General features: G+C 63.2%; 10 protein-coding genes. All 10 read left to right on the top strand.

What is annotated here, in order from left to right; genetic code table 11:
- Positions 1-188: 188 nt before the first annotated feature.
- The 10 genes from ACCQ12_RS12120 (at position 189) to ACCQ12_RS12075 (ending at position 12,615) form a co-directional block, all read left to right on the top strand.
- A complete protein-coding gene (locus ACCQ12_RS12120; protein ID WP_039410841.1) occupies positions 189-887 on the top strand; it encodes a polysaccharide biosynthesis/export family protein in 699 nt (232 codons plus the stop codon).
- On the top strand, positions 869-2,308 hold the full coding sequence (locus ACCQ12_RS12115; RefSeq protein ID WP_139015221.1) for a GumC family protein: 1,440 nt from the start codon (positions 869-871) through the stop codon (positions 2,306-2,308). The genes ACCQ12_RS12120 and ACCQ12_RS12115 overlap by 19 nt, the downstream gene beginning before the upstream one ends.
- A gap of 243 nt (positions 2,309-2,551) precedes the next feature.
- Complete coding sequence (locus ACCQ12_RS12110) at positions 2,552-4,006, top strand: undecaprenyl-phosphate glucose phosphotransferase (protein WP_039410847.1); 1,455 nt, start codon at positions 2,552-2,554, stop codon at positions 4,004-4,006.
- A gap of 94 nt (positions 4,007-4,100) precedes the next feature.
- Positions 4,101-5,390 (top strand): polysaccharide biosynthesis protein GumE, encoded by a 1,290-nt coding sequence (locus ACCQ12_RS12105; protein WP_199680091.1) that lies wholly within the window; start codon positions 4,101-4,103, stop codon positions 5,388-5,390.
- The gene (locus ACCQ12_RS12100; protein ID WP_166745128.1) at positions 5,387-6,478 is read left to right on the top strand and encodes an acyltransferase family protein; all 1,092 of its coding nucleotides are present in this window, start codon (positions 5,387-5,389) and stop codon (positions 6,476-6,478) included. Before ACCQ12_RS12105 ends, ACCQ12_RS12100 begins: the two co-directional genes overlap by 4 nt.
- A 19-nt stretch (positions 6,479-6,497) precedes the next feature.
- Positions 6,498-7,580, top strand: a complete 1,083-nt coding sequence (locus ACCQ12_RS12095) for an acyltransferase family protein (protein ID WP_372383606.1) — start codon at positions 6,498-6,500, stop codon at positions 7,578-7,580.
- Positions 7,581-7,648: 68 nt separating this feature from the next.
- Positions 7,649-8,791 (top strand): glycosyltransferase family 4 protein, encoded by a 1,143-nt coding sequence (locus tag ACCQ12_RS12090; protein WP_372381820.1) that lies wholly within the window; start codon positions 7,649-7,651, stop codon positions 8,789-8,791.
- Positions 8,788-9,837 carry a glycosyltransferase gene (locus ACCQ12_RS12085; RefSeq protein WP_184371467.1) on the top strand — a complete coding sequence of 350 codons (1,050 nt, stop codon included), beginning with the start codon at positions 8,788-8,790 and terminating at the stop codon, positions 9,835-9,837. The genes ACCQ12_RS12090 and ACCQ12_RS12085 overlap by 4 nt, the downstream gene beginning before the upstream one ends.
- 17 nt (positions 9,838-9,854) lie before the next feature.
- Complete coding sequence (locus tag ACCQ12_RS12080) at positions 9,855-11,348, top strand: lipopolysaccharide biosynthesis protein (RefSeq protein ID WP_146093227.1); 1,494 nt, start codon at positions 9,855-9,857, stop codon at positions 11,346-11,348.
- 64 nt (positions 11,349-11,412) lie between these two features.
- Positions 11,413-12,615, top strand: a complete 1,203-nt coding sequence (locus ACCQ12_RS12075) for a GumK N-terminal domain-containing glycosyltransferase (protein ID WP_166745124.1) — start codon at positions 11,413-11,415, stop codon at positions 12,613-12,615.
- The last annotated feature ends 42 nt before the right edge of the window (positions 12,616-12,657 follow it).

The following is a 12,657-nucleotide window of genomic DNA, read 5'->3' as shown; positions in this document are numbered from 1 at the left end:
CAAAAAAATGGCGAGCTGCGTCTTGCGGTGGATTCTTTCTGTGCCATAGTGCAGTGCAACACGTCATCCCTGTCGTGATCCCGATGTCCTGGGATAAACCTCTCTGTCGTACGTTCGTGCTGGCGTGTTGGCCGGTTGAATGCTGCGCGAGCTCCTGTCCCACCCAACCGAGGCAGCCAGCCACACGCATGAAGAAACTGATCGGACGATTCTGCCAAGGCCTTAGCCTGGCGTTGATCTGCTCGATGACACTGGGCGCTTGCAGCACCGGGAAGGACATGGCGACGTCGTTGCCGCTTCCTGATCCGCTCGCAATGTCGGCGGTGCAACCCGAGTATCGACTCTCCCCAGGCGACCTGTTGCTGGTCAAGGTGTTCCAGGTCGACGATCTGGAGCGGCAGGTCCGCATCGATCAAAACGGTCACATCTCGCTGCCGTTGATCGGCGACGTCAACGCCGCCGGCATGGGGGTGGGGGAACTCGAAAAGATGGTCGCCGATCGCTATCGCGGTGGCTATCTGCAGAACCCGCAGGTGTCGGTCTTCGTGCAGGAATCCAACGGCCGTCGCGTGACCGTGACCGGCGCGGTCGATGAACCCGGCATCTATCCGGTGATCGGTGCCAACCTGACCTTGCAGCAGGCCATCGCGCAGGCCAAGGGCGTCAGCACCGTGGCCAGCCGCGGCAATGTCATCGTGTTCCGTACGGTCAACGGACAGAAGATGATCGCGCGCTTCGACCTGACCGAAATCGAGAAGGGCGCCAACCCGGACCCTGAAATTTACGGCGGCGACATCGTTGTGGTGTATCGCTCGGATGCGCGCGTCTGGTTGCGCACCATGCTGGAACTGACCCCCTTGGTGATGGTGTGGCGCGCTTACCGATGAGTATGAATTCCGACAATCGTTCTTCGCCGTCGCATCGCCACGGACACCTCGAACTGGCAGACGTCAGCCTGATGGATTACTGGCGCGCCCTGGTGTCGCAGCGGTGGCTGATCATCCTGATCACCATCGGTGCGGTACTGCTGGCGCTGGTGATCACCTTGCTGATGCCGGAAAAGTATCGTGCTACCAGCACGCTGCAGATCGAGCGTGACTCGCTCAATGTGGTCAACGTCGACAACCTGATGCCGGTGGAATCGCCGCAGGACCGCGACTTCTACCAGACCCAGTATCAGTTGCTGCAGAGCCGATCGCTGGCACGTGCGGTGATCCGCGAAGCCAAGCTCGACCAGGAGCCGGCGTTCAAGCAGCAGGTTGAAGAGGCGCTGGAAAAAGCAGCGGCAAAGAACCCGGAAGCGGGCAAGACGGTGGATTCGCGCCAGGCCATCATCGAGCGCAGCCTCACCGACACCTTGCTCGCAGGTCTGGTGGTCGAGCCGATCCTCAATTCGCGTCTGGTCTACGTCAATTACGATTCGCCGGACCCGGTACTGGCAGCGAAGATCGCCAATACCTATCCGAAGGTGTTCATCGTCAGCACGCAGCAGCGTCGCATGAAGGCGTCTTCGTTCGCGACCAAGTTCCTGGCAGAGCGTCTGGAGCAGCTGCGCTCCAAGGTGGAAGATTCGGAAAAGACCCTGGTGGCGTATTCGACCGACGAGCAGATCGTCTCGGTCGGCGACGACAAGCCATCGCTGCCGGCGCAGAACCTGACCGACCTCAATGCATTGCTGGCGTCGGCACAGGACGCACGCATCAAGGCCGAGGCGGCCTGGCGCCAGGCCGCTTCCGGCGATGCCATGTCGCTGCCGCAGGTGCTCAGCAGCCCGCTGATCCAGACCCTGCGTGGCGAGCAGGTGCGCCTGACCAGCGAGTACCAGCAGAAGCTGTCGACGTTCAAGCCGGATTACCCGGAAATGCAGCGCCTGAAAGCGCAGATCGAAGAATCGCGCCGGCAGATCAATGGCGAGATCATCAACGTGCGCCAGTCGCTGAAGGCGACCTACGATGCATCGGTGCATCAGGAGCAATTGCTCAACGAGCGTATCGCCGGCCTGCGCAACAACGAGCTCGACCTGCAAAGCCGCAGCATCCGCTACAACATGCTCAAGCGTGACGTCGACACCAACCGCCAGCTCTACGATGCGCTTCTGCAGCGCTACAAGGAAATCGGCGTGGCGGGCAACGTGGGCGCCAACAACGTGACCATCGTCGACACTGCAGATGTGCCTACGTCGAAGACTTCGCCGAAACTCAAATTGAACCTCGCTTTGGGCTTCATCTTTGGCGTATTCCTGGGACTGGCGGTGGCGCTGGTGCGCTATTTCCTGCGCGGGACCGGGCCGGAAACACGATTGAACTGACATCGTGGTGTTGCAAAACAGTGGTTAATTAAAGTGACAACCGATTCAGCGTGGAAAAGGTTGGATCCCGTATGTTTCGGGCTCCTTCGTTTGAAAGTTTGTCTCTGTTGAAACAAAGGGCTGTCGGGCGATCTGGGGTCGGTAGGTATTACCGCGGTGATCGCTCGACGGAGATGATTGAAAGCTCGCGTGCGACTCGTATGTTCCCCCGCATGCACCGTATCGAGTTTGGAGGACATCCCCATGCTTTTGGCAGACCTGAGTAGCGCGACTTACACGACATCCTCGCCGCGATTGTTGTCCAAGTATTCGGCCGCGGCAGACCTGGTGCTGCGCGTGTTCGACCTGACCATGGTGGTCGTGTCGGGCCTGATCGCCTATCGCATCGTGTTCGGCTCCTGGGTCCCCGCCGCGCCCTATCGGGTTGCGATCGGTACCACGCTGCTGTACTCGGTGATCTGCTTCGCGCTGTTTCCGCTATATCGCAGCTGGCGCGGTCGCGGGTTGCTGAGCGAACTGATGGTGCTGGGTGGTGCCTTTGGCGGCGTCTTTGCGCTGTTCGCGGTGCATGCGCTGATCGTGCAGGTGGGCGAGCAGGTCTCGCGCGGCTGGATCGGCCTGTGGTTCGTCGGTGGCCTGGCATCGCTGGTCGCCGCACGTACCCTGCTGCGCGGCTTTCTGAATCACCTGCGCGCCCAGGGCGTGGACGTGCAGCGGGTGGTGGTGGTGGGCTTGCGCCACCCGGTGATGAAGATCAACCACTACCTGAGCCGCAACCCGTGGGTCGGCATGAACCTGGTGGGTTACTTCCGCACGCCTTACGACATTGCCGTGACCGAACAGCGCCAGTCGCTGCCGTGCCTGGGCGAGCCCGATGCGCTGATCGACTATTTGAAGGACAACCAGGTCGAGCAGGTCTGGATCTCGTTGCCGCTGGGCGAGCGTGACCACATCAAGCAGCTGCTGCAGCGTCTGGACCGTTACCCGATCAACGTGAAGCTGGTGCCCGACCTGTTCGATTTCGGTTTGTTGAATCAGTCCGGTGAGCAGATCGGCAACACACCGGTGATCAATCTGCGCCAGGGTGGTGTGGATCGCGACAATTACTTCGTCGTCGCCAAGGCGCTGCAGGACAAGATCCTGGCCGTGATCGCGTTGATGGGCCTGTGGCCGCTGATGGCCGCCATTGCCGTGGGCGTCAAGATGAGCTCGCCAGGCCCGGTGTTCTTCCGTCAGCGCCGCCATGGCCTTGGCGGTCGCGAGTTCTACATGTACAAGTTCCGTTCGATGCGCGTGCATGACGATCATGGCACCACGATCCAGCAGGCGACCAAGAACGACACGCGCATTACCCGTTTCGGTGCGTTCCTGCGCCGCAGCAGCCTGGACGAGTTGCCGCAGATCTTCAACGTCCTCGGCGGCAGCATGTCGATCGTGGGTCCGCGCCCGCATGCAGCGCAGCACAACACGCATTATGAAAAGCTGATCAATCACTACATGCAGCGCCACTACGTCAAGCCGGGTATCACCGGTTGGGCGCAGGTGAACGGCTTCCGCGGCGAAACCCCGGAGCTGCGCACGATGAAGAAGCGTATCCAGTACGACCTGGACTACATCCGTCGTTGGTCGCTGTGGCTGGATATCCGCATCATCGTGCTGACTGCGGTGCGCGTGCTCGGACAGAAGACCGCGTACTGATGAAGGCGGGGAGCGTGCGAGCGGGCGCGTCCGGCGCCGCGGGCGGCTGCACTGCAGCCGCCCCTTTCAGGCAGGCGTGTGCATGCTGATTCGAATGAGCGAGGCAACCCGCATTCGCTGGCACAACCTGCTGATCGAGCTGACCTTGCTGGTCGGCGTCGGTTACAACCTGGTGCTGGCCCTGATCAATGCGAATGTGTTCACCGTGCGCCCGGTGATCACTTATGCGGTCGAGTTCATGGTGTATGCGGCGTGTTTCCTGCTGGGCCTGGGCTCGCTCAGCCGCAAGCGCATCGCGTTGATCATCAGCGGGCTGGGGTTGATCGTGCTGCTGATGTTCGTGCGGTTCCTGGTGAACTGGCAGATCGATCCGAAGTTCTTCCGCGACGCGCTGGTGGTCTTCGCCTTCGTGGTGCTGGGGTCCGCGTACACCGGCTCGCTGCCCAAGCTGTTCATCCGTATGACCATCATCGTCTCGCTGGTCGCCGCGTTCGAACTGGCCATGCCAAGCGCCTATGGCGATCTGGTCAATCCCAAGAGTTTCTTCGTCAACGCGCGCGGGATGAGCGCCGAAGGCTTCTGGAACGAGGACAGCAACCTGTTCGTCAGCGCTACGCGCCCGGGCGAGCGTAACTTCCTGCCGGGTTCCAACCTGCCACGCGCCTCCTCGATGTTCATCGAGCCGGTGACGATGGGTAACTACATCTGCTTCTTTACCGCCATCGTGCTGGTGTTCTGGCGTTGGATGCGTCCGGCCGCCTTGATGCTGTCGGTCGGACTGATCGGCTTCATGATCGTCGCTTCCGACGGACGCTTGGCCGCGGGCACCTGCGTGTTGATGGTGCTGCTGACGCCCTTGCTGAAACGCCTCGATCAACGATTGGCGTTTCTGGTGTTTCTGCTGGTGATCATGAGTGCCTGGCTGCTGGTCTGGGTGACCGGGATCACCGCCTACCAGGACACGACGATGGGCCGGGTGTTCTTCACCGTGTATTCGATGAACAACCTGTCGTTCGAGTCCTGGATGGGCCTGGATTTTGCGCAGGCGTATCGCTACTTCGATAGCGGCATTTCCTACTTCATCGCCTCGCAGTCGATTGTCGGCGTGCTGGCGTTCCTGTTGTCGTATTCGTTCCTGCTGCTGATGCCCAGCAAGGAAGGGCAGCTGTTCAAGAACCTGGCCATCTTTGCGTTCGCGCTGAGTCTGCTGGTGTCCAACGGCTACTTTTCGATCAAGACCTCGGCGCTGTGGTGGTTCGTCTGTGGCTGCCTATGGCACATGCGTCCGACCTGGTCCGCGTCGGCTGCTCCCCGGACCTCGATCAAGGATGATCCAACGGCAGATGGCGCGCAGCTGCCATTGCCCGCGGGAGCAGCACGATGAGCGCTGCCGCGGCAGCCACGTCGCCGGTCACGCCTGCCGCTGGCGACCGGATCACGACAGCGGGTCGCGCGCGCGATCAGCGGATCGATGCGGCCAAGGCGGTTGCGATCCTGCTGGTGGTGTTCTGCCATGCCAAGGGTGTGCCGCACGGCATGACCCTGTTCGCCTACAGCTTTCACGTGCCGCTGTTTTTCATGGTGTCGGGGTGGCTGGCGGCTGGCTATGCGTCCCGCACCACGGGATTGGACAGGCGCTCGTTGGGCAGGCATGCACGCAGCCTGCTGCTGCCCTACGTGACGTTCTATCTGTTGGGCTATGCGTACTGGTTGTTGACCCGCAACATCGGCGAGAAGGCGGCTCGGTGGGGAAGCCATCCGTGGTGGGAGCCGATCGTGTCGCTGTTCACCGGGATCGGTCCGGACCTGTACGTACAACCGCCACTGTGGTTTTTGCCGGTGATGCTGGTGACCGTGATTGCCTACATCCTGCTGCGCCACGTGCTGCCCCCGTTGCTCATTGCGCTGGCGTCGCTGGTGCTGGCCTGGATCTGGATGAACTGGTTCCCGGGACAGGGCGTGCGACTTTTCTTCGGCCTCGATGTGCTACCGGTGTCGTTGTGTTTCTACGCGCTGGGCGCGTTGTTGATTCACCTGTCGCCGCGGTTGCCGACGTCGCTGCCGATCAGTGCGTTGGTAACCGTGGTGCTGGCGTTCGCAGTCGCGTGGTTGGCCCAGCGCAATGGACGCATCGACGTGAACATGCTGCAGTTCGGTCGCGAGCATGCGCTGTTCCTGCTCAGTGCGGTACTGGGCTCGCTGATGGTGATCTGCGCGGCGCGGTTGGTGCAGGGCTGGGCGTGGGTACAGTGGATCGGCCGCAATACCTTGCTGATCCTGTGCACGCACATGTTGGTGTTCTTCGTCTTGTCCGGCGTTGCCGCAGTCGCTGGCGGGTTCGGCTCGGCGCGTCCCGGGCTGGGCTGGGCGGTGTTCGTCACGGTCTTTGCGCTGGTTGCATGCGTGCCGATGCGCTGGGTGCTGATGCGGTTTGCTCCCTGGGCGTTGGGTGCGCGCACGGTGACGGCATGAGCGGCGCTGCGGCATGACCATGGCCCCGTACTTGCCCGAGGTGGGGCGCGACACAGCAGGCCCGGTCGTGCGGCCGGTGGCTGCGGCGACCCGCGACTGGCAGATCGATGCGGCAAAGGCCCTGGCCATCGTACTGGTGGTGCTTGGGCATGCCAGCGGCATGCCGCCCGCGTACAAACTGTTTGCCTACAGTTTTCATGTGCCGCTGTTTTTCGTGCTCTCCGGATGGGTGGGCGAACGCTTCGGGCGGCGTGCGTTGAACGCAGCGACAGCGGCCAAGCTGGCGCGCACGCTCCTGGTTCCGTACCTGGCTTTTTTCCTGGTGGCCTACGGTGTGTGGCTGTTGATGGCGGTGCTCAATCACGCCTTTCAGCAGCCGGGCGCACGTGCCTGGTGGGATCCGTTGACCGGCGTGCTCTGGGCCAACGGCACGCGTCTGTACGTGCTGCCGGCGTTGTGGTTCCTGCCGGCATTGTTTGTCACGACACTGGCCTACGTTGCACTGCGCGCGCGCCTGAGTACGGGCGTGGTGGTGGCGATGAGTTTGCCGCTGGCACTGGCATGGGCGCGATGGTTTCCCGCGCTGCAGCTGCGGCTGCCGCTCGCGTTGGACGTGTTGCCGATTGCCTTGTTCTTCATTGCCATCGGCGGCTGGCTGTCGCGCTTTGCCGAGCGGTTGCGCGGCTTCGGTGCAGGGGCCTGGGCAGTGGCCTTGCCGTGTGTGGCGGCGGCCTGGGGACTGCTGGCCGGGTGGAACGGGCAGGTGGACGTCAACAACCTGCAGTTCGGGCACTCGGCCGCGCTGTTCGTGCTGGTCAGCCTGCTGGGAACCGTGATGACCTTGTGCGTGGCCTACTTCGTTCGCAACTGGCAGTGGGTGCAATGGATCGGTACCAATACACTGTTGATCCTGTGCACGCATACCTTGGTGTTTCTGGTGATCACCAGTGTGGTGGTCCGCACCGGCGTGGTGGATCGCAGCCTGATCGGTACGCCGGCCTGGGCGATGGCGTTGAGTGCGTTCGCGGTCGCCTGCGCTGTGCCGTTGCGCGTGGTGCTGGTGCGTAGTGCACCATGGATGTTGGGGTTGAAGCGTCAATGATGCGTTTTCAGAATCGACCGTCGTCGCAGCACCTGCGTGCGCGTCGCCGGCACAGGAGATTGGCGTAAATGAAAGTGGTGCATGTCGTCCGCCAATTCCACCCCTCGATCGGGGGGATGGAGGAAGTCGTCCTCAATGTCGCCCGCCAGCATCAGGCCACTAGTGCCGATACGGTGGAGGTGGTGACACTCGATCGCGTGTTTACCGACCCGGGTGCGCAGCTTGCGCCGCAGGAAACCTATCAGGGCCTGCCGATCCGGCGGATCGGCTATCGCGGCTCCTCGCGTTACCCGCTCGCGCCATCGGTGCTGGGCGCGATTCGCTCTGCCGATGTGGTGCATCTGCATGGCATCGATTTTTTCTACGACTACCTTGCGCTGACCAGACCGTTCCATGGCAAGCCGATGGTGGTTTCCACCCACGGCGGGTTCTTCCACACCGCCTACGCATCGCGCATGAAGCAGATCTGGTTCCAGACCCTGACCCGGGCATCGGCGTTGGCGTATGCGCGGGTGATTGCCACCAGCGAGAACGATGGCGACCTGTTCGCCAAGGTGGTATCACCAGCGCGCCTGCGCGTGATCGAAAACGGCGTGGACGTGGAAAAATATGCAGGGCAGGGCGCGACGGCGCCTGGCCGGACGATGCTGTATTTCGGTCGCTGGTCGGTCAACAAGGGGTTGATCGAAACGCTGGAGCTGCTGCAGGCCGCGCTCAAGCGCGACCCGCAGTGGCGGCTGATCATCGCCGGCCGCGAGTACGATCTGAACGAGGCCGACCTGCGCAAGGCCATTGCCGAGCGTGGTCTGCAGGACAAGGTGCAGTTGAGCATGTCGCCCTCGCAGGAGCAGTTGCGCACGCTGATGCAGCAGGCGCAGTTCTTTGTCTGCCTGTCGCGCCATGAAGGGTTCGGCATTGCCGCGGTGGAGGCGATGAGCGCAGGGCTGATTCCCATCCTCAGCGATATCCCGCCGTTCGTGCGGCTTGCCACCGAGTCGGGGCAGGGCGTGATCGTCAATCGCGACAGGATCGACGCGGCGGCCGACCAGGTGCAGGCGCTTGCGCTGACCGCTGATGCCGACTTCGCCAAGCGGCGTGCGGCCTCGATGGCCTATGTGAGCCGCTACGACTGGAAGCATGTGGTCGGGCGTTACGTGGACGAGTACCACGCCGCGCTGGGTACGCCGCGTCCGCAGGAGACGCGGCGATGAGCGCGCACGCATCTGCATCGCTGACCCGTGCAGCGGTCCGGCCGCAGGTCACGGTGTTGTTCTCCACGGAAAAGCCCAACGCCAGCACCAATCCGTATCTGACCCAGCTCTACGACGCGTTGCCCGATGCGGTGCAGCCGCGCTTCTTCTCGATGCGCGATGCCTTGTTGTCGCGCTACGACGTGCTGCATCTGCACTGGCCCGAATACCTGCTGCGCCACCCCAGTGCTGCCGGCACCCTGGCCAAGCAGGTGTGTGCGGCGTTGTTGTTGCTCAGGTTGCAGGTCACCGGCACGCCGGTCGTGCGCACCCTGCACAATCTGGCGCCACACGAAGACCGTGGCTGGCGCGAGCGCAGCCTGTTGCGCTGGATCGACCGCCTGACGCGCCGCTGGATCCGCATCAATGCGACCACGCCGCCACGTCCGCCATTCACCGACACCATCCTGCACGGCCATTACCGCGACTGGTTCGCGACGATGCCGCAGGGCACCACGGTGCCGGGGCGGCTGCTGCATTTCGGCCTGATCCGCCCGTACAAGGGGGTGGAAACGCTGCTGGAGGTGATGCGCGATGTCGGCGACCCGCGCCTGAATCTGCGCATTGTCGGTAACCCCGCCACGCCGCAGATGCGTACGCTGGTGGAAGATGCCTGCGCGCAGGATCCGCGCATCAGCGCATTGCTGGCCTATGTCGAGGAGCCGGTGCTGGCACGCGAGGTGAGCGAGGCCGAGCTGGTGGTGTTGCCGTATCGGCAGATGCATAACTCGGGAACATTGCTGCTGGCCTTGTCGCTGGCGCGTCCGGTATTGGCGCCATGGAGTGAATCCAACGCGGCCATCGCCGAGGAGGTGGGCCCGGGTTGGGTATTCCTGTATGAAGGTGAGTTCGATGCGGCCTTGCTGACGGGCATGTTGGACACGGTGCGCGCGGCGCCGCGCGGTCCGGCCCCGGATCTGTCGCAACGCGACTGGCCGCGCATCGGGCAGCTGCATTACCGCACCTATCTGGAAGCGCTGGGCAAGGACGGAGAAGCCGCGCTGTGACCGCAGAACCCCCCTCGATGTCATCTTCTCCCACCCCGCCAACGCCGCCGCAGCGCAGCCTCGGCTCGCGTGCTGCGGGCGGAGCGGCGGTGACCATGCTGGGCCAGTCGGCCAAGATGGTCGTGCAATTCGGTGGCATCATCCTGCTGGCGCGCCTGCTGACCCCGTACGACTACGGCCTGATGGCGATGGTGACCGCCATCGTCGGTGCGGCGGAAATCCTGCGCGACTTCGGCCTGTCGGCCGCCGCTGTGCAGGCCAAGCACGTCAGCCGCGAGCAACGCGACAACCTGTTCTGGATCAACAGCGGCATCGGGTTGACGTTGTCGGTGCTGGTGTTCGCCTCGGCGCACCTGATCGCCAACTTCTACAAGGAGCCGGCGCTGGTCACCATCTCCCAGGCGCTGGCGGTGACGTTCCTGATCAACGGCATGACCACCCAATACCGCGCGCACCTGAGCCGTGGGCTGCGCTTCGGGCAGGTGGCGCTGAGCGATGTGGGGTCGCAGGTGCTGGGCCTGCTGGCTGCGGTAGCTGCAGCGTTGCTTGGCTGGGGTTACTGGGCGCTGGTGGTGCAGCAGGTGGTGCAGGCGGTGGTGAACCTCGTCATTGCCGCGAGCTGCGCACGCTGGTTGCCCGGCGGCTATCAGCGCAGCGCGCCGATGCGCGACTTCATGAGCTTCGGCTGGAACCTGATGGCGGCGCAGCTGCTGGGATACGCCAGCCGCAACGTGGGCCAGGTGATCATCGGCTGGCGCACCGGCCCGGACGCGCTGGGTTTGTACAACCGCGCGTTCCAGCTGTTGATGATGCCGTTGAACCAGATCAATGCGCCGGCCACCAGCGTGGCGTTGCCGGTGCTGTCGCAGTTGCAGGACGATCGCGAACGTTTCAGCGCGTTCCTGCTGCGCGGGCAGACGGTGATGGTGCATCTGATCGTGGCGCTGTTTTCGTTCGCCTGTGCGCTGGCGATGCCGCTGATCGTGCTCGTGCTGGGCGAGCAGTGGCGCGAGGCGGTGCCGCTGTTCCAGGTGCTCACGCTTGGCGGCATCTTCCAGACCGCGTCCTACGCCACGTACTGGGTGTTCCTGGCCAGGGGATTGATGCGGCAACAACTGGTGTATTCGCTGGTCAGCCGCATCGTGTTGATCGCCTGCATCTTCGTCGGCTCGCGCTGGGGTGCGATGGGCGTGGCGATCGGGTATTCGTTCGGTCTGCTGGTGACCTGGCCGCTTTCATTGATCTGGGTTGGCAGGATTTCCGATACGCCGGTCGCTGCGTTGTTCACCAATGCGGTACGCGCAATGGCGGCATACGGTATCGCCGGTGTCAGCGCCTACTACGCCTCGGTGACGGTCGGTGGCCCGCTGTGGGAGCAACTGGCAGTCGGCGCAGCCGTGATGGCCGCGGTGTGCCTGCTGATGCTTGGCATCTGGCCGGCATTCCGTCGCGATGTGATCTCCATCGTCAATATCCGCAAGTTGCTGACGCAGGCCAAGGCACGTCGATGAGATCGACATCGTCTTCGCCCGCGCTCGGTCATGCTTTCTTCCACTCATTCATAGGACACGGCCCATGAGCGCTACACCCGCCGCCGCTGCCGGCATTCGCCGGCCTTGCTATCTGGTCTTGTCCGCCCACGATTACCGCACCCCGCGCCGCGCCAACATCCACTTCATCACCGACCAGCTGGCGCAACGCGGCACGACGCGGTTTTTTTCGCTGCGTTACAGCCGCCTGTCGCGGATGAAGGGCGACATGCGCCTGCCGCTGGACGACACCGCCAACACGGTGGTCTCGCACAAGGGGGTCGAGTGCTATCTGTGGCGCACGACGGTGCACCCGTTCAATACCCGGCGGGCGTGGCTGCGCGCGGTGGAAGACGCGATGTTCCGCTGGTATGCCGCGCATCCGCCGCGTCAGCTGCTGGACTGGATGCGCGAGGCCGACGTCATCGTGTTCGAAAGCGGAATTGCGGTGGCCTTCATCGAGCTCGCCAAGCGCATCAACCCGGCAGCCAAGCTGGTGTATCGCGCATCCGACGGCCTGAGCACGATCAACGTTGCCTCCTACATCGAGCGCGAGTTCGACCGCGTCGCACCGACGCTGGATGTGATTGCGTTGGTGTCGCCGGCCATGGCCGAGGAAATCGCCAGCCGCGACAACGTCTATCACGTCGGGCACGGTGTGGATCACAACCTGGATCAGTTGGGCGACCCATCGCCGTACGGGGAGGGCATCCATGCCGTGGCGGTCGGGTCGATGTTGTTCGATCCTGAATTTTTCGTGGTGGCCAGCAAGGCATTCCCGCAGGTCACCTTCCACGTGATCGGTTCGGGCATGGGGCGGCATCCCGGCTATGGCGATAACGTCGTCGTTTATGGTGAAATGAAGCACGTCGAGACGATTGGCTACATCAAGCATGCGCGGTTCGGCATCGCGCCCTACGCCTCGGAACAGGTGCCGGTGTATCTGGCCGACAGCTCGATGAAGCTGCTGCAGTACGACTTCTTCGGTTTGCCGGCGGTCTGCCCGAATGCGGTTGTCGGGCCGTATCAGCAGTCCCGCTTCGGCTATACGCCGGGCAATGCCGAGTCGATCGTTTCCGCAATCAGTCAGGCGCTGGAAGCGCCGCACGTGCGTTACCGTCAGTGCCTGAACTGGTCTGACACCACCGATCGCGTGCTGGACCCGGCCGCGTACCCGGAAACCCGCTTGTATCCGCAGCACACCGGCGCAGCCGCGCGTGCATCTTCGGAGGCCGCGCTCTCGCATTGATGCGGCGCACCTCACCCGTTCGAGTTCAGGAGACCCTTTGTC

This window comes from Xanthomonas sp. NCPPB 1068, assembly GCF_041479385.2.
GTDB classification, from domain to species: domain Bacteria; phylum Pseudomonadota; class Gammaproteobacteria; order Xanthomonadales; family Xanthomonadaceae; genus Xanthomonas; species Xanthomonas cannabis.
The sequence above is the reverse complement of the archived record's forward strand: the minus strand, read 5'-3'. Positions and strand labels throughout refer to the sequence as shown.

Bases quoted from the DNA above. Each gene is read 5' to 3' on its own strand.
- ACCQ12_RS12120 (WP_039410841.1), top strand. From the start codon at position 189: ATGAAGAAACTGATCGGACGATTCTGCCAAGGCCTTAGCCTGGCGTTG.
- ACCQ12_RS12110 (WP_039410847.1), top strand. From the start codon at position 2,552: ATGCTTTTGGCAGACCTGAGTAGCGCGACTTACACGACATCCTCGCCG.
- ACCQ12_RS12105 (WP_199680091.1), top strand. From the start codon at position 4,101: ATGAGCGAGGCAACCCGCATTCGCTGGCACAACCTGCTGATCGAGCTG.
- ACCQ12_RS12100 (WP_166745128.1), top strand. From the start codon at position 5,387: ATGAGCGCTGCCGCGGCAGCCACGTCGCCGGTCACGCCTGCCGCTGGC.
- ACCQ12_RS12095 (WP_372383606.1), top strand. From the start codon at position 6,498: ATGGCCCCGTACTTGCCCGAGGTGGGGCGCGACACAGCAGGCCCGGTC.
- ACCQ12_RS12090 (WP_372381820.1), top strand. From the start codon at position 7,649: ATGAAAGTGGTGCATGTCGTCCGCCAATTCCACCCCTCGATCGGGGGG.
- ACCQ12_RS12085 (WP_184371467.1), top strand. From the start codon at position 8,788: ATGAGCGCGCACGCATCTGCATCGCTGACCCGTGCAGCGGTCCGGCCG.
- ACCQ12_RS12080 (WP_146093227.1), top strand. From the start codon at position 9,855: ATGTCATCTTCTCCCACCCCGCCAACGCCGCCGCAGCGCAGCCTCGGC.
- ACCQ12_RS12075 (WP_166745124.1), top strand. From the start codon at position 11,413: ATGAGCGCTACACCCGCCGCCGCTGCCGGCATTCGCCGGCCTTGCTAT.